The 24,667-nt window shown below is 71.3% G+C and carries 19 protein-coding genes; 7 read left to right on the plus strand and 12 right to left on the minus strand.

What is annotated here, in order from left to right:
• Window positions 1–40: 40 nt before the first annotated feature.
• Window positions 41–1,435 carry a DUF3100 domain-containing protein gene (locus tag ABD784_RS07790; protein ID WP_344882452.1) on the minus strand — a complete coding sequence of 465 codons (1,395 nt, stop codon included), beginning with the start codon at window positions 1,433–1,435 and terminating at the stop codon, window positions 41–43.
• Window positions 1,436–1,634: 199 nt separating this feature from the next.
• Here ABD784_RS07790 and ABD784_RS07795 point away from each other — a divergent pair, with 199 nt between their 5' ends.
• Window positions 1,635–3,173, plus strand: coding sequence for a chlorohydrolase family protein (locus ABD784_RS07795; protein WP_344882455.1), 1,539 nt, complete (start codon window positions 1,635–1,637; stop codon window positions 3,171–3,173).
• A 98-nt stretch (window positions 3,174–3,271) separates the two neighbouring features.
• Here ABD784_RS07795 and ABD784_RS07800 read toward each other — a convergent pair whose 3' ends face one another.
• The 3 genes from ABD784_RS07800 to ABD784_RS07810 form a co-directional block, all read right to left on the minus strand.
• Window positions 3,272–4,495, minus strand: a complete 1,224-nt coding sequence (locus ABD784_RS07800) for an amidohydrolase family protein (RefSeq protein WP_344882458.1) — start codon at window positions 4,493–4,495, stop codon at window positions 3,272–3,274.
• Window positions 4,496–4,588: 93 nt separating this feature from the next.
• Complete coding sequence (locus ABD784_RS07805) at window positions 4,589–5,239, minus strand: GntR family transcriptional regulator (RefSeq protein WP_344882461.1); 651 nt, start codon at window positions 5,237–5,239, stop codon at window positions 4,589–4,591.
• A 74-nt stretch (window positions 5,240–5,313) separates the two neighbouring features.
• Window positions 5,314–6,300 (minus strand): ornithine cyclodeaminase family protein, encoded by a 987-nt coding sequence (locus ABD784_RS07810; RefSeq protein ID WP_344882464.1) that lies wholly within the window; start codon window positions 6,298–6,300, stop codon window positions 5,314–5,316.
• Between the two features lie 207 nt (window positions 6,301–6,507).
• Between ABD784_RS07810 and paaI the strand changes: the two genes are divergently transcribed.
• The 5 genes from paaI to ABD784_RS07835 all read left to right on the plus strand — a co-directional run bounded on the left by paaI (window position 6,508) and on the right by ABD784_RS07835 (window position 11,951).
• The gene (gene paaI, locus ABD784_RS07815; RefSeq protein WP_344882467.1) at window positions 6,508–6,963 is read left to right on the plus strand and encodes a hydroxyphenylacetyl-CoA thioesterase PaaI; all 456 of its coding nucleotides are present in this window, start codon (window positions 6,508–6,510) and stop codon (window positions 6,961–6,963) included.
• Window positions 6,964–7,081: 118 nt separating this feature from the next.
• On the plus strand, window positions 7,082–8,407 hold the full coding sequence (locus tag ABD784_RS07820; RefSeq protein ID WP_344882470.1) for a phenylacetate--CoA ligase family protein: 1,326 nt from the start codon (window positions 7,082–7,084) through the stop codon (window positions 8,405–8,407).
• 46 nt (window positions 8,408–8,453) lie between these two features.
• Complete coding sequence (locus tag ABD784_RS07825) at window positions 8,454–9,089, plus strand: TetR/AcrR family transcriptional regulator (protein WP_425582942.1); 636 nt, start codon at window positions 8,454–8,456, stop codon at window positions 9,087–9,089.
• A 260-nt stretch (window positions 9,090–9,349) separates the two neighbouring features.
• Window positions 9,350–10,081, plus strand: coding sequence for a nicotinamide mononucleotide transporter (locus tag ABD784_RS07830; RefSeq protein ID WP_344882477.1), 732 nt, complete (start codon window positions 9,350–9,352; stop codon window positions 10,079–10,081).
• A gap of 190 nt (window positions 10,082–10,271) precedes the next feature.
• Window positions 10,272–11,951, plus strand: a complete 1,680-nt coding sequence (locus tag ABD784_RS07835) for a thiamine pyrophosphate-dependent enzyme (protein ID WP_344882480.1) — start codon at window positions 10,272–10,274, stop codon at window positions 11,949–11,951.
• 163 nt (window positions 11,952–12,114) lie between these two features.
• Here ABD784_RS07835 and ABD784_RS07840 read toward each other — a convergent pair whose 3' ends face one another.
• The 8 genes from ABD784_RS07840 to ABD784_RS07875 form a co-directional block, all read right to left on the minus strand.
• Complete coding sequence (locus tag ABD784_RS07840; protein ID WP_344882483.1) at window positions 12,115–12,351, minus strand: CDGSH iron-sulfur domain-containing protein; 237 nt, start codon at window positions 12,349–12,351, stop codon at window positions 12,115–12,117.
• Window positions 12,344–13,336, minus strand: a complete 993-nt coding sequence (locus ABD784_RS07845; RefSeq protein ID WP_344882486.1) for a glycosyltransferase family 2 protein — start codon at window positions 13,334–13,336, stop codon at window positions 12,344–12,346. The genes ABD784_RS07840 and ABD784_RS07845 overlap by 8 nt, the downstream gene beginning before the upstream one ends.
• The gene (locus tag ABD784_RS07850) at window positions 13,333–14,568 is read right to left on the minus strand and encodes an iron-containing redox enzyme family protein (RefSeq protein ID WP_344882489.1); all 1,236 of its coding nucleotides are present in this window, start codon (window positions 14,566–14,568) and stop codon (window positions 13,333–13,335) included. The genes ABD784_RS07845 and ABD784_RS07850 overlap by 4 nt, the downstream gene beginning before the upstream one ends.
• A gap of 129 nt (window positions 14,569–14,697) precedes the next feature.
• Window positions 14,698–16,593, minus strand: a complete 1,896-nt coding sequence (locus tag ABD784_RS07855; protein ID WP_344882491.1) for a BCCT family transporter — start codon at window positions 16,591–16,593, stop codon at window positions 14,698–14,700.
• Window positions 16,594–16,726: 133 nt separating this feature from the next.
• The gene (gene paaZ, locus ABD784_RS07860; RefSeq protein WP_344882494.1) at window positions 16,727–18,877 is read right to left on the minus strand and encodes a phenylacetic acid degradation bifunctional protein PaaZ; all 2,151 of its coding nucleotides are present in this window, start codon (window positions 18,875–18,877) and stop codon (window positions 16,727–16,729) included.
• Between the two features lie 156 nt (window positions 18,878–19,033).
• Entirely contained in the window at window positions 19,034–20,419 is a 1,386-nt protein-coding gene (gene gabT, locus ABD784_RS07865; protein WP_344882497.1) for a 4-aminobutyrate--2-oxoglutarate transaminase, read from the minus strand.
• 176 nt (window positions 20,420–20,595) lie between these two features.
• The gene (locus ABD784_RS07870; RefSeq protein ID WP_344882500.1) at window positions 20,596–22,158 is read right to left on the minus strand and encodes a PucR family transcriptional regulator; all 1,563 of its coding nucleotides are present in this window, start codon (window positions 22,156–22,158) and stop codon (window positions 20,596–20,598) included.
• Window positions 22,155–22,826, minus strand: coding sequence for a TetR/AcrR family transcriptional regulator (locus tag ABD784_RS07875; protein WP_344882503.1), 672 nt, complete (start codon window positions 22,824–22,826; stop codon window positions 22,155–22,157). The genes ABD784_RS07870 and ABD784_RS07875 overlap by 4 nt, the downstream gene beginning before the upstream one ends.
• 198 nt (window positions 22,827–23,024) lie before the next feature.
• Between ABD784_RS07875 and ABD784_RS07880 the strand changes: the two genes are divergently transcribed.
• Entirely contained in the window at window positions 23,025–24,527 is a 1,503-nt protein-coding gene (locus ABD784_RS07880; RefSeq protein WP_344882506.1) for a flavin monoamine oxidase family protein, read from the plus strand.
• The last annotated feature ends 140 nt before the right edge of the window (window positions 24,528–24,667 follow it).

Here is a 24,667-nt window from a genome sequence, read left to right on the forward strand (position 1 = left end):
GTCCTCTTGCGCGCCGGAGGGGCTCCAGCACTGATCGCGACTAGAGGTTGATGACGCTCTCCGCCAGGAGCACGGCCGCGATGAAGGTCGACGAGAACGTCACCATGGCGACGATCACGATCTTCCAGTTCAGCGTCTTGAGCGCCTTGACGTCACGTCCCAGGTTCAGACCGAGGAGGGCGATCGAGGCGAGGCCGACGAACAGCGCGTCCAGGTGCTGGGTAGCGGCGATGACGATGGGAGCCGTGGGCATGAACGGAGCGGACACGAGGGTGGCCAGGGCCAGGACCCAGACGCTCGGCGGCACCGAGCGGAACTTCCGGGCCAGCACGAACGCCACGGCCGTCAGCGCCCCGAGGATCAGGATGCCACCGGCATCGGCCCAGGTGACGCTCCTGGTCCCGACGAAGTTGAGCAGGAGACCCACCGCCAGTGTGACCGCGAAGGCGAAGACCCAGGTTCTGGGCGTCATTCTCACCTCCGGGTCCGCGACCACCGCCGACACGTCGACGTCGCGGTCGCGCTCACGGGCGGCAACCCCCTTCTTGCTCCGCACGCTGCGGCCCTCGTCGTCGCGCCCGAAGACCTTCGCCCAGAACTTGTACAGACGCTGCGCCAGCGGCAGCGAGAGGAACACACCCGCGTAGAAGCCGACCAGGTTGGTCACGAGGTTCGACAGCGCGGCGAGCGCCAGGATCTCCGTCGCGCTCTCCGGGTAGAGGATCGACAGGGCAGCGACGCCGCCCATCATCATCGAACCGGAGCCCAGGCCGAGGCCCAGCGCCAGGGAGCGCGGATCGAAGAACCCCGTGCCGCCCAGCAGGCCGGCCAGCAGCGACACGAAGACCGCGCCGAACACGCTGCCCAGCAGCCAGACGGAGAACACACCGCGGTAGATCGGCGACTTCACGCCGAACTTCTGCAGGGCATAGGCGAGGTAGGACTCGCGGTCGATCGCCCACGTCGCGCCGATCGCGACGCGCCCCAGGCCGAGGCCGACGGCCACCGGCAGCGCCAGGAGCACCGTCCCGAAGATGTGGCCGACCTCCTGGAGCAGGATCGCCGGACCGATGTCCGTCAGCTCGCTGAGGGCCGGCCCCACGTTGACGCCGAGCGCCGCCAGGAAGAGGACGATGCTGATGTCGAGCAGCACCGAGGACACCGCGCGGCTCTGACCCGAGAGCGGCTTGATCCGCTGCACACCGATGACGGCGCCGAGCAGGACGGCCCAAAGGATCGGCATGAGGACGATCGCCGCGTTCCCGAGCTCGATCTTGTGCGTGCCCATCATGATGGCCACGACACAGATCGCGGTCGATAGGAAGATCATCGCCGTCCACTGCCGCGCCCGGGGCGTGAACAGATTCGACCCGGTGGACGCCGGTTCTTCGACAGCGGCCGCCGCTTCCACCTTGCTGGTGGATTGGTTCTCCATAGTCTTACCTCTCGCAGATACTGATCGCCGTCGACCAGCGCTCTCATTTTGGTATACACAAGTGTAAGCTGGATCACGTCACCCAACAAGGGCCGCCCGCCTATGTTTCGGCCATTGACGCAGGAGCTAGGCGAGGCGGCATCAAGTCACGCGACGCGCGACGAAATTTGGAATACAGAACTTCAGGCTTGGAGGAATCTTGATCACGCAGCTCAGCGCACGGTACATACTCGGATTCGACGGATCTCGGCACGTTCTGGTCACCGACGGACACCTCGTCTTCGAGGACGACAGGATCCTCTACGTGGGCACCGACTACAGCGGGCCCGTCGACGAGCACCGTGACTACGGACAGAGCCTGATCACGCCGGGCCTGATCGACCTCGACGCCCTGACGGACATCGACCACATGATCATCGACTCCTGGCCCACCCCGGAGACGGCTCCCGGGCTGCAGTGGTCCCGGGACTACTTCCAGAACCGCCGCCACGACGTCTTCACCCCGGAGCAACGGCAGACCGTCCGTCGGTTCGCCCTCGCGCAACTGGCCCTCCACGGGGTGACGACGTACATGCCGATCGCCTCAGAGATCCACAGCGCCTGGGCCGAGACCTTCGACGAGCTCGCCGGCATGACGGAGACCAGCCTGGAGATCGGGTTGCGCGGCTTCCTGGGGCCGGCCTACCGCTCCGGCGTCAACGTCACCGACGACGACGGCGAGCGCGTGGTCCTCTTCGACGAGGAGGAGGGGCGCCGGGGGTTCGCCGACGCACTGCGCTATCTCGACTACGCCGCGGAGCTGGACCACCCGCTGGTCACCGGGGTGCTGCTGCCGTGCCGCATCGAGACCCTCTCGGACGACCTCATGCGCGATACCGCCCGCGCCGCCGTCGAGCGGGACGCCCTGGTCCGCCTGCACTGCCTGCAGTCCCCGGCGGAGGACGACTTCCTGTCCGAGCGGGTCGGCCGCACGACGCTGGAGCAGCTGGCCGACACCGGCCTCCTGGATGCGCGGCTCCTGATTCCCCACGGGATCGTCATCGACGCACTGGAGCCGGCGGCGACCAGGGACGGCGGACCGCTGGACGTGCTGGCCCACAACGATGTGAGCATCGTCCACTGCCCGCTGACGAGCTTCCACTACTCCAAGGCCCTGAAGTCGTTCGACGCCTTCAAGGCGGCCGGGGTCAACCTGTGCCTGGGCACCGATTCGTTCCCGCCGGACCTCATCAAGGGGATCGACGTCGGGACGCATCTGGCCCGGCTGGTCGAGGAGCGCCTGGACGCCGGCCGCATCTCCGACTTCTTCGACGCCGCGACCCTCGGCGGCGCAGCGGCGCTCGGGCGCTCCGACCTGGGGCGGCTCGCACCCGGCGCGCAGGCGGACGTCATGATCGCCTCGCTGGGGGACTTCCGGGACGGCGCGGTCGAGGATCCACTGCGCACGCTCATCCTCAACGGCTCGGCCCGCAATGTCACCGATACGTTCGTCGCCGGCCGTCCTGTGGTCGTCGGCGGCCGGCTCCCCGGCGTCGACCTGGAGGGGCTGCGGGCCGAAGGACAGGCGCTCTTCGATCAGATGGTCGCCGCCTACTCGGAGCGCGACTACCGCGGGCGCGCGACGGCGGAGCTGTTCCCCGCGACGTACCCGGCGGCGCAGCAGGCGGCCCATCAGGCGGCGCAGCAGGCGGAGCCCGTCGACGAGCACGCGGGCCCCCGGCTCCCCAGCCAGTTGTAGAGGCAGCAAGGCCTACTCGCGAAGGAGGCGGCGCCGGATCGGTCGATCCGGTGCCGCCTCCCTGCCATGTCCTCCTCAGCCCTGCTCGGGCTCGAGAATCAGTAGCTGTCGCCGACCGAGAGGACCTTCAACCCGTCGGCCACCACCCGGCCGTCGTGGATGACGGTGCGGTCGGTGCCGCGGTCCATGACCGTCGACGCGATGGTCTCGCCGTCCACCAGCACCAGATCGGCACGGTCGCCGACGGCCACACCGGGCCGGTCCGCCAGCGAGGACAGACGGGGTACGCCGTGGCTCATGATGGACGCGCCGCCGACCGTCGCGATGGCGAGCGCGTGACCGATGAGCTCGTCCTGGCGGAAACCGTTGACGAAGGCCAGCTGCCAGGTGCGGTCGAGGAGGTCGCAGTTGCCGTAGGGGCTCCAGTAGTCGCGCTGGCCGTCCTCGCCCAATCCGATTCGGACGCCGGCGCGCGTCATGTCCGCGATCGGCAGATGGTCCGTGACGCTCGGCGCGACGGTCGTCCACGAGATGTCGAGCTCGGCGAAGAGATCGATCAGCCGCCGCGTCGTCGCGTCGTCGACACCCCCGAGCCCGAAGGCGTGGGAGATGTTCACCCTGCCCTGCATCCCGAGCGCACGGGTGCGCTCGGCGATCAGCTCCGTGGAGAAGACGCCCATGGTCCCCATCTCGTGGAGGTGGACGTCCACCTCCACCTGGTACTTCTCCGCCAGCGCGAAGACGGTGTCGAGATGGCGCGCCGGGTCGCGGTCGAGCTGACAGGGGTCGATGCCGCCCATGACGTCGGCGCCGGCCCGGAGCGCGTCCTCGAGGTACTGCTCCGTCCCCGGTTCCCGGAAGATGCCGGCTTGCGGGAAGACCATGATCTGCACCTCCGCCTCGGCGGCGAACTTCTCCTTGGCCGCGACCACGGCCTCGTACTTCTCGAGCCGGCAGTCGACGTCGACCTGCGCGAAGGTGCGCACCCGGGTCGTGCCACGGGCGATCATGCGCTCCAGCGTCCCGGCGACGCGCTCGGGCAGGCCGATCTCCGCGTCGCGCCAGTTCTGCCGGTCGTTCATCATCATGGTCCAGACCCCCGGGCCGCCCGTGTGCTCACGGAACGGCAGTCCGATGCGGGTCGAGTCCAGATGGACGTGCACGTCGGAGAAGGAGGGGATCAGGACGCGCCCGCGGCCGTCGACGTCGGACGGCTGGGGCGCGCGCGAGGGATCGTGGGCGGAGATCCCTGCGATCCGGTCGCCCTCGAGGAGGACATCGCTGGCCGCGCCGGCCCAGGGCCTGACATTGCTGATGAACATGGGACTTCCTCCGGAGATGTGGTCTGGGCAACTCCTAGAACTGTATACCAGACGGTTCGCCGGGCTTCGGGACCCGCCGGTTTCCCCCGAACGTCACGCCAGCCGCTGGCCCGTGGCCTCCGCCGCGTTGATGCGGCTGGTCTCCAGGTGCTGGAGCACCAGAGCCTCCATGACGCTGGCGTCGCGGCGGGCCAGTGCGTCGTACAGCTCGGCGTGCTCGGCGGCGATCCCCTCGAGATCGTGGTGCTGCGAGAGCAGCCAGCGCATCCGGGCGGACAGGGACCCCTGGACCTCCAGCAGCAGATCGTTCCCGGCCATCCGGGTCACGATCTCGTGGAAGCGCACCCCGGCGCGGCGCGCGGCGACCGCCTCGCCGGCCTTCGCGGCGGCCAGCTCCTCCTCGAGGGCCTGCTTCAGGTCCTCCAGCGCGGCGCGCGTACGGCGCTGGGCGGCGAGTCTGAACGTGAGGACCTCGAGGGCGGCCCGCACCTCGATCAGGTCGGCGATGTCCGAGGCCGTGAACTCGCGGACGATCGCCCAGCTCCGTGGGCGCGGAGTCACCAGTCCCTCCGCGACGAGGGACTGGAGGGCCTCGCGCACGGGGAGCCGGCTGACGCCCAGCTCCTCGGCGAGATCACGCTCCACGAGCTTGCTGCCCGGGGCGCGCGCTCCGTCGACGATCTCGTTCCGCAGCTGCTCGGTGACACGGACCGACTCCGGTTTGAACTCCGTCCGATCGGCCATGCTCCACCCTCCGCCGTCGCCTGTCGGCCCGAGGGGGCCGTCTTCCGAGATCCTAGGGTATCGGCAGCCGGTCGCTAGCCGGACATATCGACGTCGTGCCCGAGACCCAGCTCCACGGCGCGATCGTACGCCAGCCGCCCCACCGCCAGATCCTGCAGGCCGATGCCCACGGAGTTGAACAACGTGACGTCCGCGGCGCCGGTGCGGCCGACGACGTCGCCGCCGATCACCTGCCCCAGCTCGCCGATGATGTCCGCCTCCGCGATGGCGCCCTCGGCGAGCGCCAGCAGGTACTCCCCGGACTTCGCAGCCGCGGTGCCGCGGTGGTCGACGAAGACGCGCGCCCGGGCCATGCCGGCGGAGTCGATCTCCCGCTCTCCCGGCCGGGGACGGGCGCCGACGGCGTTGATGTGCTGCCCGGCGCGGAACCACTCGCCGCGGACGATCGGCTCGACGGAGGGCGTCAGGGTGCAGACGACGTCGCTCTCGGTGAAGACGTCCTCGACTGACGCCGCGGCGACGACCTCGAGGCCGTGGTGCGCCACGGCCGCGCGGAATCCCTCGACCCGCTCGCTCGTGCGCGACCAGACGACGATCCGTTCGATCGGCAGGACGCACAGCATCGCCTCGACGTGGGCCACCGCGAGCGCGCCCGCGCCGACGAGCGCGAGCACTCGCGAGTCCGCGCGGGCCAGGTGGCGGCTCGCCACCGCACTCGCCGCCGCCGTGCGGATCCGCGTGGGCACGCGCCCGTCCAGGAGGGCCAGCGTCTCCCCGGTGACATGGTTGGTCAGCATGATGCTCGAGCGCTGGGTGGGGAGCCCGCGCCCGGCATTTGAGGGGATGTCGGCCAGCAGCTTCACCGAGGCCAGGGACTCCGCCGCGGCCACCCCCGGCATGACGATGAAGCTCGAGTCCACGGGGCCGACGCCCATGGCGACGGGCGTCGGCTGGACGGCGGTGCCGCGGGCCGAGTCGGCGAAGACTCGCTCGACGGCCTCGACCGTCGACGGCATGTCGATGGCCGCCTGCAGCGAGGAGGCATTCAGGATCAGAGTCATGGGGACCGGCCCTTCCGGGAGGATGTCGTTGACCCTCATCGTACCCCAATTTGGTATTCCAAATAGTCCTCGCGCCGAAACGACCATCCTGCGACAACTGCCCCGGCCACTGCACGGAGCGGCCGCTGGATCGACGCATACTTGACGCGGGTCACACTTCCGGTATTACCTAATGATCGTTCGGTAAATAAAACAGGAGGTCCGCCGATGACTGAGGCCACCACCGAGGAACTCGGCGGCACGCCCGAGACGCTCGACCACCCGATCCTCGCCGACGACCGCACGGCTGCCTGGCTCGGGCTGAAGGTCGTCAAGCTCGCGGATGGCCACGCCACCACCACCATGACGCTCCGCGAGGAGATGCTGAACGGCTTCGGCATCGCCCACGGCGGCATGATTTTCGCCTTCGCGGACACGACCTTCGCCCTCGCGTGCAATCCACACCTGGGCAGCGCCGACACCATCACCGTGGCCTCCGGCGTCGATGTGAACTTCCTGCGCTCGGGCATCCCGGGGCGCACCCTGACCGCGGTCGCCGACCGCCGCGCCCAGACCGGGCGCAGCGGCCTCTACGACGTGCAGATCCGGCAGTCCGTCCCCGGCGGCGAGGACGAGGTCATCGCCGAGTTCCGCGGACGCTCCCGGACCGTCCCGAAACGCTAGCCGCGGTCGGCCCACGCGCCGCCGCCCTCGAACCGCACCGCCCCACCCAACCGACCCAGCACCCCAACCGCACCGCGCACCCCAACCGCACCCGCTCCCAACTCCCAGGCAGGCCGCCATGACGCAAGCACCCGCAGCCCCCGGCACGTCCCTCCCGAATCCGCTGGACCCGGAGGAGACCATGAGCCGCGACCAGATCGAGGCGATCCAGCTGGAGCGCCTCAAGGAGACGGTCGCGTACGCCTACAACCGGGTGCCCCTGTACAAGGAGAAGTACGACGACGCCGGCGTCCACCCGGGCGACCTGAAGGAACTGGCCGACCTGGCCAAGTTCCCCTTCACCGAGAAGGAGGACTTGCGCCGGACCTATCCGTTCGGCATGTTCGCGGTCCCCCGCGAGGAGGTCGCCCGCATCCATGCCTCCTCGGGCACCACCGGCCGCCCGACCGTCGTCGGATACACCGACACGGACCTCGACAACTGGGCCACGCTCGGGGCGCGCTGCCTGCGCCTGTCCGGTGTGAAGCCGGGCTGGCGCGTCCACAACGCGTACGGCTACGGGCTCTTCACCGGCGGCCTCGGCGCGCACGCGGCGGCCGAGAAGCTCGGCACCACGGTCATCCCCATGTCCGGCGGGCAGACGGAGAAGCAGATCACGCTGATCCAGGATTTTCAGCCGGAGGCGATCCTCTGCACCCCCACCTACCTGCTGACCATCGGCGACGCGATGCAGCACGCCGGGATCGATCCCCGCTCCACCTCGCTGAGGGTCGCCGTCCTCGGCGCCGAGCCGTGGACCGAGGAGATGCGGCACGAGCTCGAGGAGATGTTCGGCATCGACGCGTGCGACATCTACGGCCTCTCCGAGGTCATGGGTCCGGGCGTCGCCGGCGAGTCCAATGAGAAGAAGGACGGCTCGCACATCTGGGAGGACCACTTCCGGCCGGAGATCCTCGACGCTTTCGACGAGACGCGCGTGCTGGGGGACGGCGAGCACGGCGAGCTGGTGTTCACCTCGCTCACCAAGCAGGCGCTGCCCATCATCCGCTACCGCACCCACGACCTGACCCGGCTCATGCCGGGGACCGCGCGGCCGGGTCACCGCCGCATGGGCCGCATCACCGGTCGGAGCGACGACATGATCATCCTCCGCGGCGTGAACCTGTTCCCCACCCAGGTGGAGGAGCTGATCCTCAAGGTCGCCGGCCTCTCGCCGCACTTCCAGCTCGAGATCACGCGGCCGAACCGCATGGACGAGCTCACCGTCAAGGTCGAGCGGCGGGAGGACTGCACCACGGACCGCGCCGGCGCGGCCGGAGCCGAGCTGCAGAAGCTCATCAAGATCCACATCGGCTCGACCTGCCGCATCGACGTCGTCGACCCCGAGTCCCTCCCCCGGTCCGTCGGCAAGCTCAAGCGGATCTACGACCTGCGCGACAAGTAGTCCGGGGCCGGCGACACCGGCCGTGAGCCCGCGAGAGCGTGAAAGGATGGCATCCATGCCCAGCACAGCCGAACCCGACGCACTCTCCGCGGGCGCCAAGCGCGGCCGTCCCGGCTACGACCAGGACTCGGTGCTGAACGTCGCCGTGCAGGTCTTCAACAAGCACGGGTACGACGCGACGTCGATGGGCCTGCTCGCCGAGAACCTCGGCATCAGCAAGTCGGCCATCTACCACCACGTCCCCTCCAAGGGTGACCTGCTGCGTCTGGCGCTGGACCAGGCGCTGGTGCCCCTCGAGGCGATCTCGGAGCACGAGCGCGCCCGGACGGGGACGGCCGAGGAGCGGCTGGAGTTCTTCCTGCGCAGCACCATCCGGGTCCTCATCGAGCGGCAGCCGTACGTGACCCTGCTGCTCCGTCTGCGCGGGAACACGGAGATCGAGCGGACCGCGCTGGAACGGCGTCGTGCCGTCGACCGCAAGGTCGCCGACCTCGTGGTCGAGGCCCAGCGCGAGGGGACGCTGCGCGAGGACATCGACCCGCGCACCACCACGCGGCTGCTGTTCGGCACCATCAACTCCATGGTCGAGTGGTTCCGCCCGGACGGGCCCGCCGGGGCGCAGCAGGTCGAGGACAACGCCATCACCATGATGCTGGACGGACTCCACACCCGGAACCTCTGAGCCTCCGCGTCGAGGGCGAGCCCCTCCGGCGGGATCCGGGGCACCGCTGGGCCGCTCGCCCCGCGGCGCCACTCGGTCCGTGGCATCGCTCGCCCCGTTGCGCCGCTCGTCCAGTGGCACCACTCGGCCCCGGGCCGGCCGTGCCAGGGGTCTCGCCGCCAGGGGTCTCGTCGCCAGGGGTCTCGTCGCCAGGGGTCTCGCCGTCAGGGGTCTCGTCGCGCGGAGGCGCCGCACAGGCACGGCCGGTAGGATGAACCGCCGTGGATCAGATCTTCTCAACGCTCTTCAATCAGCCCCTCGGCACCGACACCGCCCTGCAGGTCGCCCTGTCCGCCCTGAGCACGCTGCTGACGGCCGTAGCGCTGATGCTGCTGGCCCACCGCAACGATCTCGGCTGGTGGGTGCAGATCCTGGCGGCGTTCGCCGGGCCGCTCGTCATCGCGCTGACCTTCGGCTACGAGGGCCTGCTCTCTGCAGTGCCCTCGCTCGTGGTCGCCGCCTACGGCCTGTGGCGCTTCAGCCGCTTCACGCTCCACGGCCGCTTCACCCGCGAGGTCGTCCGCGCCCCACTCCATCTGCGCCAGTTCGGCTGGGGCCTCGGCGTGGCCGTCGTGCTGACCGCGCTCGGCCTGGGCCAGATGCTCACCAGCGGATTCGTCTTCCAGGCCGGCACGGCCAACATCTGGATCGCGTACGGCTGCGCGGCCGTCATCAGCGCGGCCCTGGTCGGCGTCGCCAACGGCGTGCGGTGGGCCTGGCTCGCCGCCGCAGCCGCAGGGGTCGTCAATGTCGGCGTCCTCCTGGCCGGGGGCGATCCGGCGCTCGGCACGCTGTTCGCGCTGGTCCTCCTGGCGCTCGGAGCCCTGTACGGCTGGTTCGTCTGGGGCGCCCTGCCGGTAGCCGAGCGGAGCGACGACGCCCCGCGGGCCGACGCCGGGAACGCCGCCGACTACCCGCCGCACCCCTACCGGGACAGCCCCGCCCGGGGCTGACAGCGGCCCCCGGAACCGCGCGCCGGGGACACCGGCCCGGCGGCCTCTGTTGCGCCGTCGTGACGTGCCGGATTCGAGATCCGTGCTGTCTCCGCTAGATTTTCTCTGGACGGAAACCGGCAAGAATCCGCCCGGGAAAGCGTTATCCCGTAGTTGACGCGACCACCCTTTCAACGGCGAAAGAGGAACTATGACCCTGACTGCACCCACGAACGAATCCGGCCTCCCGACAGCCTCGCCCACGACGAAGTCCGCCGGCCACGTCATCGTCGACACGCTGGTCTCCCACGGCGTCAAGCGCGCCTACGTGGTCCCCGGCGAGAGCTACCTCGACGTTCTGGACGGGCTGCACGAGTCCGTCATCGACACCGTGGTCTGCCGCCACGAGGGCGGTGCCGCCTACATGGCCGAGGCCGACGGCAAGATGCAGGAGGTCCCGGGCATCGCCATGGTGACCCGCGGCCCGGGCGCCGCGAACGCCCACGTCGGCCTGCACACGGCCTGGCAGGACTCGACGCCGATGGTGCTGTTCGTCGGCCTCATCCCCTACGAGCACCGCGACCGCGAGGCCTTCCAGGAGTTCTCCCCCAAGGCGTGGTTCAGCTCCGGTGCCAAGCGGGTGATGGTGCTGGACCACGCGGAGCGTGCCTCCGAGATCGTCGCCGAGGCCATGTTCGCCGCGGTCTCCGGCCGCCCGGGCCCCGTGGTGGTCGGCCTCCCCGAGGACATCATCAAACATCAGATCCCCGCCGCCCTCCACCCGCGGATCCCCGTCGCGACCGGCGGCATGACCGTCACCGACTGGAAGTCCCTCCACGACGCGCTGCAGGAGGCGGAGAAGCCGCTCTTCATCTTCGGCGGCAACGACTGGACCGACGAGGGCGCCCGCTCGTTCACCAGCTGGCTGGAGGAGCACCACCTCCCGGCCGCCGCCGAGTGGCGGTGCGAGGGCACCGTACCCTTCGCGTCGCCGTCGTACGTGGGACCGATCGGCTACGGCCGCCCGAAGCCGACCTACGACCTGCTGGAGGAGACCGACCTGCTGGTCTTCGTGGGCACGGTCCCCGGGGACGTCATCACCGACGGCTTCAACGTCCGCCAGAACTGGAGCCAGAAGAACTTCCTCATCACCATGGACCCGTCGCTGCGCGGCCGCTCCGGCCCCGTGACGCACCAGATCGTGGCGAAGCCGGACGTGTTCGTGCGGGACCTGATCCGGATGGACCTGCCTGTGAAGGACGAGTGGGTGGCCTGGACCTCCCGCATGCGCGCCGAGCAGGAGAAGTTCGCGGCGCTGCCGTCCGCCGAGCCGACCGGCGGACCGGCGCGCATGGACACCCTCATGGCCCACCTGGTGCCGCGTCTCCCCGAGGACGCCATGGTCACCTTCGGTGCCGGCGAGCACACCAACTGGGCGCACCGCTACTTCCCCACCAACGGGTACGCATCGATGCTCTCGGCGCGCAACGGCTCCATGGGCTACTCGGTGCCGTCGGCGGTCGCGGCCTCGCTCCGCTACCCGGGTCGCACCGTGGTCACCATCGCCGGCGACGGCGAGTTCCTCATGAACGGCCAGGAACTGGCGACGGCGGCCCAGTACGGCGCGACGCCCCTGGTGGTGGTCATGGACAACCAGGAGTACGGCACCATTCGCACGCACCAGGAGCGCGACTACCCGGAGCGCGTCTCCGGCACCCAACTGAAGAACCCGGACTTCGCGCTCATGGCGCAGGCCTTCGGCGGATTCGGCGTGCGGGTGGAGGACGACGCCGACGTGCCGGCGGCCGTGGATGCGGCCCTGGCGGCCACGGCGGAGGGATCCTTCGCGCTCATCCACCTGATCGTGGAGCAGCGCGTCAAGGCCTACTGAGCGCAGCGCGTCAAGGCCTACTGAGCGCAGCGCGTCAAGGCCTCCTGGGCGCGGCGCGTCAAGGCCTACTGAGCGCAGCGCGTCAAGGCCTCCTGGACGGAGCCCAGCGCCTCAGCGCCTCAGGGCCTCCTGGGCGCGGCCGGGGCCGCCGGAAGCGCGCAGCCTAGTGGTCGCCGGTGTCGAAGCCGTTGATCTTGTGGGTCCCGTCGCAGAACGGCTTGATGGCGGAGCCGCCGCACCGGCAGAGCGCGACCGTCCGGCGGTTCGCCGGGACGGGCTGCCCGGTCACGTCGACGATCTGGAAGTCGCCGCGGACCAGCAGCGGCCCGTTCGGGCACAGGACGATGTCCGGTCCGGCGGCGGCGTCCGAGTCCTGCGGGGCGGGCGTCGGGTCATCCATGGTCGGTTCCGTCCTCCCCGCGCTGGTGCGCGTGCCGCTGCGCCATGTGGCGGCGTCGCAGCTCCCCCGCCGAGTGGGCCGCCGTCTTCAGGCGGCCGCCCGCGTACGGGACCCCGCCGCGGAGCCGGTAGCCCACGGCCAACCACACGCAGACCGCGCGCTCGAGGACCCAGGCCGGGGCCCACAGCGGGGCGCTCCGCTGGAACGCCGCCTCCGCACCGCGGCGGCCCCACCACGCGGCCCCGATGGCCGTCAGCACCAGCAGCAGCAGTCGCGCGGGACGCCGTGCGCCCCAGAGGATCACGGGCGCCAGTGACAGCTCGGCGAGCAGCCGCGCCGGTTGCGCGAAGTCGTCGTAGGCCTGCCGGATGCGCTGCCCGGCGAAGTGGCGCGTGCTCGGCGGCACGCGCCTGACGCACAGGTCCCCGGCGACGATCTGGCGCCCGCCGGCGGCACGGATGGTCCGCATGAGCTCGAGGTTCTCGAAGAGGACGTCGCCGTCGTAGCCCCCGGCGGCCAGGAGCCGCGATCTCCGCACGCCGACCGTCCCGGGGTAATCGGCCCCGAAGGCCCGGTTGAGCAGGATCCGCCCGGTGTCCCAGCGGGCGTGCCAGGGCAGGGGCGCGAAGTAGTTCTGCGGGCGGACCAGATCCGCCTCCGCGAGCAGGGCGACCAGGCGCTCCAGCTCCCGCGCCGTGTAGCGGACGTCGTCGTCCGCGAGGACGAGCAGCTCCTCGGCGGCGTGGGCGACGCCGGTCATGACGCCGGCGACCTTGCCGTTGCCGCCGGGCCACGGCCGCGGCGGGAGGTGGACGACGGCGGCCGGGAAGGCCGCGGCGTGGGCGCGGAAGAGCTCGGGCGCGGACCCGTCCACCACGGTGACCGGGATCCACTCGACCAGCCGCTGGAGGTAGGAGGCGAGTTCGGGCAGGCCGGCGTCGTCGTGCCAGCGCAGCGGCAGGACGTACCGGGCGTCGGCGATCACGCGTGGACCGGAAGCGGCTCCGCCTCCGGCAGCGGCTCCAGCAGGGACGTGCGCCCTCGCTGCCACGCCTCGAGGTTCGCCCGCCCCTGGAGTCCGTCCACGGCGAGGGCGGCCCGGGCACCGAAGAGCACGTCGTCGAGCAGCGCCGGCTCGGCGGCGACGAGCCCGCCGGCGAGATCGCGGGCGGCGATCTGCTCGTGCACGGCATCCGCCTCGACGTGCTCGTCGAAGTAGTCGACGGCGGCGTCGCCGTACCCGTGCTTGCGGAAGCCACGGGCGTAGTGCCGGTTCGGGAGCGAGGACGTCATCTCGTAGACCGCCAGGTGCCCGCAGATGGCACCGCGCAGCCTCCGATGCAGGCCGAAGAGGGACATCATGTTCACCCCGGCCAGCGTCCGCCCCGGGACGTGGGCCACATAGGCCCCGAAGGCATCGTCGAGCCCGGCGGCGCGCATGGTGCCCGCGAAGAGGGCGCTGTGCATCCGGTCCTGCCGGCCCCCGCCGTACTCGTCCGCCTGGATCTCCACCATCGCCGCCTTGGCGCGGCCGGCCAGCCGCGGGATGGCCCAGGTGTGCGGGTCCGCCTCCTTGAGCTGGTACACGGACTTGTGGACCAGGAACTCCTTCAGCTGCCAGCCCGTCGCCTTACCGCCGATGTAGCGCGAGACGCTCGGGCCGTCGTCGGCGGCGACCAGCGAGAAGAGGACCTGGGCCACGTCCTGGGCGACGGCGCCCCCGTCGCGGGCCGTCTCGGCGTTCCGCAGCGCGGCGGCCTCCGCAGGGAGCTCGACGCCGGCCGCGAGCCGGCGCAGTTCTGCCTCGAAGGCGTCCTCGATGAGCGCCCGGAGGCGCAGCAGGGACGGATCCCACTCCCAGCGCGGGTCGGTCCCGTCGATGCCCCGGTAGTGCAGCTCGTAGAGGCAGTAGAGCGCCAGCTGCAGGTCGTCGTCCTCCACGAGTCCGTCGGGCGTGGACAGGGCGTCGAGCACGGCGCGCTCCAGCCGGTCCAGAGCTGACGTCGGGTCCTGGCGGCCCGCCCCGCCGGACAGACCGACCGGGCTCGACGTCCGGGGCGCAGCCGCAGGGCCGTGCCCCGAGGGGGGCAGGACGGATTCGTCGGCGGGACCGTCGGCAGGAACGGACGGCATCACGACCGCGGCGCCGACGGGCTTCGCGGCGAGGACGTCGCGGAGGGCCGAGGTGGTCTCGCCGCGGACCGGTGGGAATTTCATGGGAGCAGCCTTTCTCAAGGAGCTGGAGATGCTGTCAGTCTAGGCATACTGCCCGGTGGTCCGCCGCATCTCCAGCACCCTCCCAGCGACTCGGCAGGAACGTCCCTGCATGCTCTGCTGCTGCTCCGGCTATTCCTCGGGGGAACCCGGCCGGCCGAGGCCCTGGCGACCGCCGCCGCGGGCGTCACGGTGCTGCGCGGGTCCGTCGCCGGGGGCGTTGTGGGCGGCGTCGCGGGCGGGGTCCTGGACGGCCGGGCGACCGGCGGCGACCGGCTCGGTTCCGGCGTCGCCGGGGGTACCCGCGGGCTGCCCCTCGGGTGCCGCGTCCGGGTCCTGCGAGAGGTCGAACGGCTCGTCGGTGTACGCCGGTTCGGTCCCGGGCACCGCCTCCGGCACCATCACGGCGTCGCCGGCGGTGCCGGCCCGACGCCGTCGGACCCATTCCTCCGGGGGCAGCACCCGCAGCCAGCGACGCGTCTGCAGCGGCGGCAGCTCGCCGGCGTCCTCCTTCAGGGCCCGCAGCATGTTCGCCATCATGAGGAAGCCGAGGACGAAGAAGGGCAGCCCGACGACCGTGATGAAGTTCTGCAGGACGGCGAGCCCCTTGTCGCCTGAGGCGAGCAGCAGTGCCGCTGCGACCAGGCCGACCGAGAACGTCCAGAAGACGCGCTGCTTGGTGGGAGCGGGATCCTCGTGGCCGTTCGTCATGGTGTCCAGCACGAGCCCGGCCGAGTCCATGGAGGTGATGAAGAAGACGCCCACGAGGATGATCGCGATCCACGAGGTGAGGGTCGCGAGCGGGAAGTTGGTCAGGAACTCGAACATCGCGCCGGGGATGTCGCCGTCGTCGACGACGCGCTGGACCAGTCCTCCGTCGCCGTGCATCTCGATGTTGAAGACGCCCATGCCGAAGATGCCGAACCAGACGATCGTGAACAGGGTCGGCAGTCCCAGGACGCCCATGACGAACTGGCGGATGGTGCGTCCCTTGGAGATCTTGGCGATGAAGATGCCCACGAACGGCGACCAGGTGATGGTCCAGGCCCAGTAGAAGATGGTCCAGCTGTTCTGCCAGCCGGTGTTGTGGAAGGTGTCATTCCAGAACATCAGCTCCGGCAGCATGTAGAGGTACGTGCCGGCGCTCTCCACCGTGCCCTTGATCATGACCAGGGTGGGGCCCGTGATCAGGACGAAGACGAGCAGGCCGATCGCCACGAGGATGTTGACGTTGGAGAGGACTTTGATGCCCCGGTTCAGGCCGGCGGCCACGGACGCGATCGCGATCCCGGTGACGACGGCGATGATGATCATCTGTGCGACGGCGGACTCGCTGATGCCGGTCAGCTGGGACAGGCCGGCGTTGATCTGCAGCGTGCCGAGGCCGATGGAGACGGCCACGCCGAGCACGGTCCCGACGATCGCGACGGTGTCGATGGCACGGCCGATCGGCCCGTGGATCCGCTCCCCGAGGAACGGCTGGAACATGGAGCTGACGCGCGGCGGCAGGCGGCGCTTGTGGATGAAGTAGGCGAAGGCCAGGGCGGGCAGGGTGAAGATCGTCCAGGTGTGGAGCCCGAAGTGGTAGAGCGTGAAGCCCATGGCCTCCTGGGCCGCCTGGATACTCCCGGGCTCCACGCCCGCGCGCGGCGGGTTGGCGAAGTGCGAGACCGGCTCGGCCACCGCCCAGAACATCAGGATGGTGCCGATGCCGGCGGCGAAGAGCATGGCGAACCACGCCTTGTCCGAGTGCTCGGGGCCCTGGTCCTCGTCGCTGAGGCGCACGCGGCCCCACCGGCTCATGGCCATGTAGACGAGGAAGAAGAGGAAGACCGTGACGCCGAAGATGTAGAACCAGCCGAGATTGGTCAGCAGCCAGCCGGACGCCTGCTCGAACATCTCCCCCATGGGATCGACGAAGACGATGGTCAGGACCGCGAAGACCACCACGATCGCGGCGGACACGAAGAACAGGAAGGAACTGGTGCGCAGCCCCCATCGATCAGCCAATCTCGACAGCGCAGTCATGGTCTTCACCTCAGAAGTCGGTTGTCAGAACGCTGGTCCGTTGCCAACCTAACCGCATCCGGCACTCATCTCCACCCTTCCGACCCGGCGTGTGGGACTCGGTTCCACACGCCGGGCCGGCGGATCGGGCGGTTCAGGCCCAGTTCTTGTAGGTGGTGTCTTCCTTCTCGACGAGCGTCAGGACGTCGTAGGTCGCGACGATCTCATCGTCCTGGTTGTGCAGGACGGCGTCCCAGGCGACCTCGCCGTACTCATCGGTGACACGCGGCGTGATCCGCTTGGCCGTGAGCGTCACGCGCACCGCGTCGCCGGCGGCCACGGGCGTGATGAACCGCAGGTTCTCGAGGCCGTAGTTGGCCAGCACGGGCCCCGGCGCGGGCTCGACGAACAGGCCCGCCGCCCAGGAGACCAGCAGGTAGCCGTGCGCCACCTGGCCGGGGAAGAAGGGATTCGCCTCGGCCGCCTGGGCGTCGGTGTGCGCGTAGAACGTGTCCCCCGTCTTCTCCGCGAACTCGAGAATGTCCTCGGGCCCGACCGTGCGCAGGCCGGAGACGAACCCGTCCCCAATGCGCAGCTCGGCCAGCGACTTCCGGAACGGGTGCGTGTTCTCGGCGCTGCCGCCGAACTCCTCCGCGCCGGCCAGGCGGCGGTCCGCCCCGGTATGCCAGACCCCGGTCACGGCCGTGAGCAGGTTCGGCGAGCCCTGGACCGCCGTGCGCTGCATGTGGTGCTTGACGGCACGGATGCCGCCGAGCTCCTCGCCGCCCCCGGCCCGGCCGGGTCCGCCGTGCACCAGGTGCGGCACGGGCGAGCCGTGGCCGGTGGAGCTCTTGGCCGTCTCCCGGTTGAGGATGTGGACGCGGCCGTGGTGGCCGGCGATGCCCAGCGTCAGGCGGCGGGCGGCCTCGGGATCGTTGGTGCAGACGGTCGCGACCAGCGAGCCGGAGCCGCGGGCGGCGAGCCGGACGGCGTCGTCCAGGTCGGTGTAGCCGAGCACGGAACTGACGGGGCCGAAGGCCTCCCGGGTGTGCACCGCCTCTGCCTCGACGTCATCCCAGGTCAGGAGCAGCGGCGACATGAACGCGCCGCCGTCGACCGTGGACTCGGTGCCGTCGGCGGTGCGGACCACGGGAGCGTCCAGCGTGCCGTAGGCGAGCTCGCCTCCGGCGTCCAGCATCGACTCGACGGCGCCGCGGACGTCGCGGAGCTGATCGAGCGAGGCGAGGGCTCCCATGGTCACGCCCTCGGCCCGCGGGTCGCCGACGACGACGCGCTGCGCCAGCCGTGCCGAGATCGCCTCGACCACGGCCTGCTCGCGGCCCTTGGGCACGATGGTGCGGCGGATCGCCGTGCACTTCTGCCCCGCCTTCACCGTCATCTCGGTGACGACCGCCTTGACGAAGGCCTCGAACTCCGGGCTGCCCGGCTCGGCGTCGGGGCCGAGGATGGCGGCATTGAGCGAGTCGGTCTCGGAGGTGAAGCGGACGCCGCCGCTGACCACGTTGGCGTGGGACTTGAGCCGGTCCGCGGTCTCGGCCGAACCGGTGAAGGAGACCATGTCGCGGTAGTCCAGCGAATCCAGGAGCTCGCGCGCCGAGCCGGAGACCAGCTGCAGTGAGCCGGCAGGGAGGATCCCGGACTCGACCATGAGGCGGACGCAGGCCTCGGTCAGGTGACCGGTGGGCGTCGCGGGCTTCACGATGGTGGGCACGCCGGCGATGAAGGCCGGGGCGAGCTTCTCCAGCATGCCCCAGACGGGGAAGTTGAACGCGTTGATCTGGACGGCGACGCCCGGGATCGGCGTGTAGACGTGCGTGCCCAGGAACGAGCCGTCCCGCGAGAGCGTCTCCGCGGGGCCGTCGAGGATGACGTTGGAGTTCGGAAGCTCCCGCCGGCCCTTGGAGCTGAACGTGAAGAGGACGCCGATGCCGCCGTCGATGTCCACCATCGAGTCGATCTTCGTGGCACCGGTCCGGTAGGAGATCGCGTACAGCTCGTCGCGCCGGCCGTTGAGGAACTGAGCCAGCTCCTTCAGCTTCAACGCCCGCTCGTGCAGCGTCAGCTGGGCGAGCTCGCGCTGGCCCACCGTGCGGGCGTGCTCGACGGCGCCGGGCAGATCGAGCCCGTCCGTGCTGACGCGGGCGAGGACCTCGCCGGTGTTGGCGTCCCGCACCTCGGTGCCGGCGACGTCGTCCGCGGGCGTCCACCATGCGTCCCGGACGTAGCTGGGCACGATGGGGGCTGCCCCCGTGGTCTCCGGCGCGGTGGCCGTCTGCGTTGTCATCGTCGGCGGGTCCTTCCTGAACGATCGGTCAGTAATCACGACCACAGTAGCAGGGATCACAGGGCGCGCCCAGAGGCGGGCGGGCAGCGAGAAGCCCCCGGGGCCGGACCGGGCTGTGCCGGGCCGGCCACGGGGGCTCGGCGGGATCGGGCCGCGTCAGCGGGCGGCGCGGATCGCGTTCTCGAGGACGGTGAGGGCGTCGTCGAGCAGCTGCTCCCCGATGACCAGCGGCGGCAGCAGGCGGATGATGTTGCCGTACGTGCCGCAGGTCAGGATCAGGACGCCCTCGGCGAGGCACGCGGCGGCGATCGCCTTGGTGGCCTCCGGGTCCGGCTCGGTGGTGCCCGGCTTGACCAATTCGACGGCGAGCATGGCACCGCGGCCGCGGATGTCGCCGATCGGCCCCTCGGAGCCGCCGAGCTCCTCGGCCAGCGCGCGCAGACGCGGCACGACGACGCCCTCGATGGCGCGGGCGCGGCCGGCCAGGTCGAGCTCGCGCATCACGTCGAGCGTGGCGATCGCGGCGGCGCAGGCCACCGGGTTGCCGCCGTAGGTGCCGCCCAGGCCGCCCGGGTGGACGGCGTCGAGCAGATCCGCCCGGCCGGTGACGGCCGAGAGCGGCATGCCGCCGGCGATGCCCTTGGCCATGGTGATCAGGTCCGGCACCACGCCCTCGTGGTCGCTGGCGAACCAGGCGCCGGTGCGGCAGAAGCCGGACTGGACCTCGTCGGCGATGAAGACGACCCCGTTCTCGCGCGCCCAGGCGGCGAGCGTCGGCAGGAAGCCCTCGGCCGGGACGATGAAGCCGCCCTCGCCCTGGATCGGCTCGATGAGGATGGCGGCCGTGGACTCGGCGCCGAGCTGCTTCTCGATCTGGCTGATCGCGCGGCGGGCGGCCTGCTCGCCGGTGATCTGCGGGTTCTCCTCGCGGTACGGATAGCTCATCGGCACCCGGTAGATCTCGGGTGCGAACGGGCCGAAGTTGGACTTGTACGGCATGGTCTTCGCCGTCAGGCCCATCGTGAGGTTGGTGCGGCCGTGGTAGGCGTGGTCGAAGACCACGACGCCCTGCCGGCCGGTGGCCAGGCGCGCGACCTTGACGGCGTTCTCGACGGCCTCGGCACCGGAGTTGAACAGCACGGTGCGCTTCTCGTGGTCGCCCGGGGTCAGGCGCGCCAGCTCCTCGGCGACCTGGATGTAGCCCTCGTACGGGGTGACCATGAAGCAGGTGTGCGTGAAGTGCGTGGCCTGCTCGCTGACGGCGGCGGCGACGGCGGGCGAGGAGGCGCCCACGTTGGTCACGGCGATGCCGGAGCCCAGGTCGATGAAGGAGTTGCCGTCGACGTCGTTGATGATGCCGCCGTCGGCATCCGCGGCGTAGACGGGCATGCTGGAGCCGACGCCGCCGGCGACGACGGCGGCGCGGCGCTGCTGGAGCTCGCGCGAGCGGGGGCCGGGCACCTCGGTGACCAGCTTGCGCTGCTGGGGCAGCCGGGCCTCGAGGTCCGGGAGCGCGGAGGAGGAGGTGAGGGAGGGCGCCATGACTGCCTTCCTTTCGTCGGTACGAGTCGGTGCGGGGAGTGGCCGCGCCGGGCCGCGATGCCGCGGCGTGCTGCTACGACCGTAACCCCGGCGCGAGTGGCACGGTGCACAGGATTGAGGCTATAGGTGTGCACTATTGACAACGCTCTGCGGCCGTGCCGCTCGGGTGCTGCGGCTCAGCGCTCGTGCGTGTCCTCCAGCAGGCGCAGGGCGATCCACAGATCGGCGCGCAGCTGCGGATCGTCGAGCGACCCGCCGAGCGCCTCCTCGATGGCGCGCAGCTGGTGCAGGAGGGTGTTGCGGTGGACGGACAGCTCCGCCGCCGTCTGCCGGCGGTTGCCGTTGTAGCCCAGGAAAGTCCGCAGCGTGCCCAGCAGGCGGGCGCCCTCGGGCCCCCTGCCCGTGATCGGCTCGAGCAGCTCGCCCGCCCAGGCGCGTCCCGACTGCGGCGGGAGGAGGCCCGCGACGCCGCCCGCGGCCAGCTCGTCCCGGGACTCGACGGGCCGGTGCGCACTGGCACGCTCCAGCGCCTCGCGGGCCTCCCGGTGGCTGGCCGGCGCGTCCTCGACGGCGGCCGCGCCGCCGACGCCGGCCCGGATGCCGGTCGCATCGACGATCTCGCGCAGGACGCCGAGGGCCGGCTCCTCGTCGCGGATCAGGACGGCGGCCTCGTCCTCCCCCTCCCCCGGCGTCGGGGTCGCGGGCAGCAACGGCCTCCCAGACCGTTCCGCATGCGCCTCCGCGCGCCGGAGGGCCTCGCGCAGCGCCTCGGGCCCGCCACGGAGCCGGACCACGCGGATCCGCTCCCCGGGGCGGACCCATCCCGGGCCGCCGGCGACGTCGAGCACCGCCTCGGCGGCCCGGCCCTGCCCGTCCAGCACCAAGTCGGCCGCGCTCGCGCGCAGCCGGCGCCGGGAGAGCTCCTGCTCCGCCGTGCGCTCCACGTGCAGGGACAGGAGGGCGACCGCCGTCGCAATGGCGCCGGTGTACTGCCGGTCCGCGGGCCCGGGCAGGAACACCACGAGGTAGCCGTGCGGCAAGCCGTGCACGCCGAGGGGATGGACCACCACCGTGCCCCACGGCCCCGATTCGCCGAGGGACCCGCGCAGCCCGGCCCGCCGGAGCCGGTCCACGAGCTCGCCGAGCCGGCGCCCGGTCGGGAGCGGCGGCGGCCGACGGGTGGAGCTCTGCAGGACGGCGCCGTCGTCCGTGCAGATCCCGGCCCACGCGTCGCCGAGGAGCCCCCCGAGGGTGCGGAGGATCTCCGCGGTGCCGTCGACGGCGGTCGCCGCACGCGTGAGCGCGCGCTGGTGGGCGAGCGTCGCCTCCAACTCGGTGCGCTCCTCCGCGGCCCGGTGCTCGGCCACGACCTGGATCACGCCGAGGAACGGCGTCTGCTCGGGCACGGTGAAGAGGCTCAACCCGGTGCCCTGCACGGCGTCGACCAGCGCGGCGGGCACGCGCTGCCAGCTCAGCCGCTCGCCGATGCCGAGCCCGAGGGCGACGACGCCCCGGTCGGCGAGGCGCTGGACGTACTCCCGCCATGCGGGCGCGTCCGCGGGTCCGTCGCCGGGGCTGTTGACGCCCGTGAACAGGACGACCTCGCCGCCGTTGAGGTACGGCGTGGGGTCCCGCAGCTCGCTGGTGACCACCCAGCTGACGGCGCGGCCCTCGTCCGCGCGGACCACCGGCTCCAGCGCGAGCCGCTCGAGCGCGAGGATCCGGCCGAGGGTGATCACGGCCGGGCCCGCGCGGCTGACAGCCGGGCCCGCAGCCCGTCCAGCATCGCGGAGAGCGCGACGTCGAAGGCGGCGTCGGCGGCCGCCCCGGCCTCGGCCGGGCGGGCTGCCACCGCGGCGGTGAACGTCGGGGCGAGGGCCGCGTGCTCGCCCGCGTCGAAGATGTCGGCCGGGGCCGTGGCGTCGTAGGCCGCGCCGAAGACGAGGGACTCGACGGCGACGATGACCTCGACGACCTCCGCGCCCTGCCAGCCGGCGGCGCTGAGGCTCTGCGCGACGGTCTCGTACATCCGCAGCGTGTGCGGCGAGTCCGCGACCGAGAGCACCGCGACCACCGGGATCAGCGCGGTGAGCTCGGCGTAGCAGTCGCGGTAGGACCGCGCCCAGTGCTCCAGTGCGAGGTCCCACGGGAGGCGCTCGAATCCGGAGCAGTCGATCTCCTGGTTGATCCGGTCCTGGACCCGGATGAGGACCTCGCGCTTGGAGGGCATGTGGTTGTAGAGCGCGGACGCGGAGACGCCCAGCTCGCGGGCCAGGGCCGTCATGGTCAGGTCGCCGAAGCCGCGCGAGCTGATGATTCGGATCGCCGTGTCCGTGATGCGCTCCGTCGAGAGGATCGGCTCCGAGGGGCGTCCGCGACGGCGAGGGGCTGTGCGGGCGGACGGCATGTCGGGCTCCTGGGTCTCGCGGCTTCGCTTCGGACGGCCGGCGCGGCGATCACCGGCGCTCGGACGGTGGGCGCCGGGTCGCCTCGCGGCGTGTTCCTGTCGAGTCTAGAGGGAACGCGGCCGCGTGCCGGCCTTGACTAACCGGCGCGCCATGACGCCTAATGAATGTAGTTCATTTTATTTTCGAGGAGAACCCCCATGACCGGACCGGCCACACCGAACCCCAGCGACCCCGACCACTCGAGCCCGCGTCCCGCCTCCCAGCGGACGCTCGGCAGCGAGACGGCACTCGAGCGCGACGTCGTCGTGGTGGGGGCCGGCCCCGCCGGTCTGATGGCGGCGCGCACGCTGCGGGCCGCGGGCAAGTCCGTGGCCGTGCTCGAGGCCCGCGACCGCGTGGGCGGACGCACCTGGTCGCGCGACGTCGACGGCGCCTTCCTGGAGATCGGGGGCCAGTGGGTCTCCCCGGACCAGACGGAGCTGCTGGGCCTGCTGGCGGAGCTCGGCAAGGAGACCTATCCGCGCTACCGCGACGGCGAGTCCGTCTACATCTCACCGGACGGTGCACGCCACACCTATACCGGCTCGATGTTCCCCGCGGACGCGGACACGGTGGCGGAGATGGAGCGCCTCATCGGCATCCTGGATGGGCTGGTCGCGGAGATCGGCGCGGCCGAGCCGTGGGCGCACCCGAAGGCGCGCGAGCTGGACACGGTCTCCTTCCACCACTGGCTGCGGCAGCAGTCCTCCGACGAGGCGGCCTGCAACAACATCGGCATCTTCGTCGCCGGCGGCATGCTGACCAAGCCGGCGCATGCCTTCTCCACCCTGCAGGCCGTGCTGATGGCGGCCTCGGCGGGCTCGTTCTCCAACCTCGTGGACGAGGACTTCATCCTGGACCGCCGCGTGGTGGGCGGCATGCAGTCCGTGTCCGAGGCCATGGCCGCGGAGCTGGGCGACGACGTCGTCTTCCTCGACACCCCGGTGCGGACGATTCGCTGGGGCGGCCCCGAGGACACGTACGCGGAGTACGTGCCGGGCATGCCGGTGACGGTCTGGTCCGACCGGGTGACCGTCGTGGCCCAGGACGTGGTGGTGGCCGTGCCGCCGAACCTGTACTCGCGGATCTCATTCGAGCCGCCGCTGCCGCGGTTGCAGCACCAGATGCACCAGCACCAGTCGCTGGGCCTGGTCATCAAGGTCCATGCCGTCTACGAGACGCCGTTCTGGCGCGAGGCCGGCCTCTCCGGCACGGGCTTCGGCGCGATGGAGCTCTGCCAGGAGGTCTACGACAACACCAACCACGGCGACGACCGCGGCACGCTGGTGGCGTTCGTCTCCGACGAGAAGGCCGACGAGGTCTTCGCGCTCCCGGCCGAGGAGCGCCGCCGCCTGATCCTCGAGTCCCTGGCCCACTACCTCGGCGACGAGGCACTCTCCCCGGTGGTCTACTACGAGTCCGACTTCGGGTCCGAGGAGTGGACCCGGGGCGCCTACGCCGCCAGCTACGACCTCGGCGGGCTGCACCGCTACGGCGCGCACCAGCGCACGCCCGTGGGCCCGATCCGCTGGGCCTGCTCCGATCTCGCGGCCGAGGGCTACCAGCACGTGGACGGCGCCCTCCGCCAGGGCCGGCTCGCGGCCACGGAGGTCCTCTCCGGCGCCGGAGCCCTGGTCGGCAGCGCCGCGCCCGGCGCGTAGCGCCCGGCCTGAACGCGACAGCGGCCCCGCCGAGCCTTCGGCGGGGCCGCTGTCGCGTCTGCATCCTCTGCGGTATCCGACGCCGTCAGTCGCGCCAGACGTCCCGGAGCGTCAGCGACCCGTCCGCCCCGACGGTGGCC

This window comes from Zhihengliuella alba, assembly GCF_039538765.1.
Classification (GTDB): Bacteria; Actinomycetota; Actinomycetes; order Actinomycetales; family Micrococcaceae; genus Zhihengliuella; species Zhihengliuella alba.

What these genes read in the sequence shown, in the direction of transcription:
- ABD784_RS07880 (WP_344882506.1), top strand. Translation starts at nt 23,025, where the DNA reads ATGACCGGACCGGCCACACCGAACCCCAGCGACCCCGACCACTCGAGC.
- ABD784_RS07835 (WP_344882480.1), top strand. Translation starts at nt 10,272, where the DNA reads ATGACCCTGACTGCACCCACGAACGAATCCGGCCTCCCGACAGCCTCG.
- ABD784_RS07810 (WP_344882464.1), bottom strand. Translation starts at nt 6,300, where the DNA reads ATGACTCTGATCCTGAATGCCTCCTCGCTGCAGGCGGCCATCGACATG.
- ABD784_RS07840 (WP_344882483.1), bottom strand. Translation starts at nt 12,351, where the DNA reads ATGGATGACCCGACGCCCGCCCCGCAGGACTCGGACGCCGCCGCCGGA.
- ABD784_RS07855 (WP_344882491.1), bottom strand. Translation starts at nt 16,593, where the DNA reads ATGACTGCGCTGTCGAGATTGGCTGATCGATGGGGGCTGCGCACCAGT.
- ABD784_RS07800 (WP_344882458.1), bottom strand. Translation starts at nt 4,495, where the DNA reads ATGTTCATCAGCAATGTCAGGCCCTGGGCCGGCGCGGCCAGCGATGTC.
- paaI (WP_344882467.1), top strand. Translation starts at nt 6,508, where the DNA reads ATGACTGAGGCCACCACCGAGGAACTCGGCGGCACGCCCGAGACGCTC.
- ABD784_RS07850 (WP_344882489.1), bottom strand. Translation starts at nt 14,568, where the DNA reads ATGAAATTCCCACCGGTCCGCGGCGAGACCACCTCGGCCCTCCGCGAC.
- ABD784_RS07825 (WP_425582942.1), top strand. Translation starts at nt 8,454, where the DNA reads ATGGCATCCATGCCCAGCACAGCCGAACCCGACGCACTCTCCGCGGGC.
- ABD784_RS07875 (WP_344882503.1), bottom strand. Translation starts at nt 22,826, where the DNA reads ATGCCGTCCGCCCGCACAGCCCCTCGCCGTCGCGGACGCCCCTCGGAG.
- ABD784_RS07820 (WP_344882470.1), top strand. Translation starts at nt 7,082, where the DNA reads ATGACGCAAGCACCCGCAGCCCCCGGCACGTCCCTCCCGAATCCGCTG.
- gabT (WP_344882497.1), bottom strand. Translation starts at nt 20,419, where the DNA reads ATGGCGCCCTCCCTCACCTCCTCCTCCGCGCTCCCGGACCTCGAGGCC.
- ABD784_RS07790 (WP_344882452.1), bottom strand. Translation starts at nt 1,435, where the DNA reads ATGGAGAACCAATCCACCAGCAAGGTGGAAGCGGCGGCCGCTGTCGAA.
- ABD784_RS07805 (WP_344882461.1), bottom strand. Translation starts at nt 5,239, where the DNA reads ATGGCCGATCGGACGGAGTTCAAACCGGAGTCGGTCCGTGTCACCGAG.
- paaZ (WP_344882494.1), bottom strand. Translation starts at nt 18,877, where the DNA reads ATGACAACGCAGACGGCCACCGCGCCGGAGACCACGGGGGCAGCCCCC.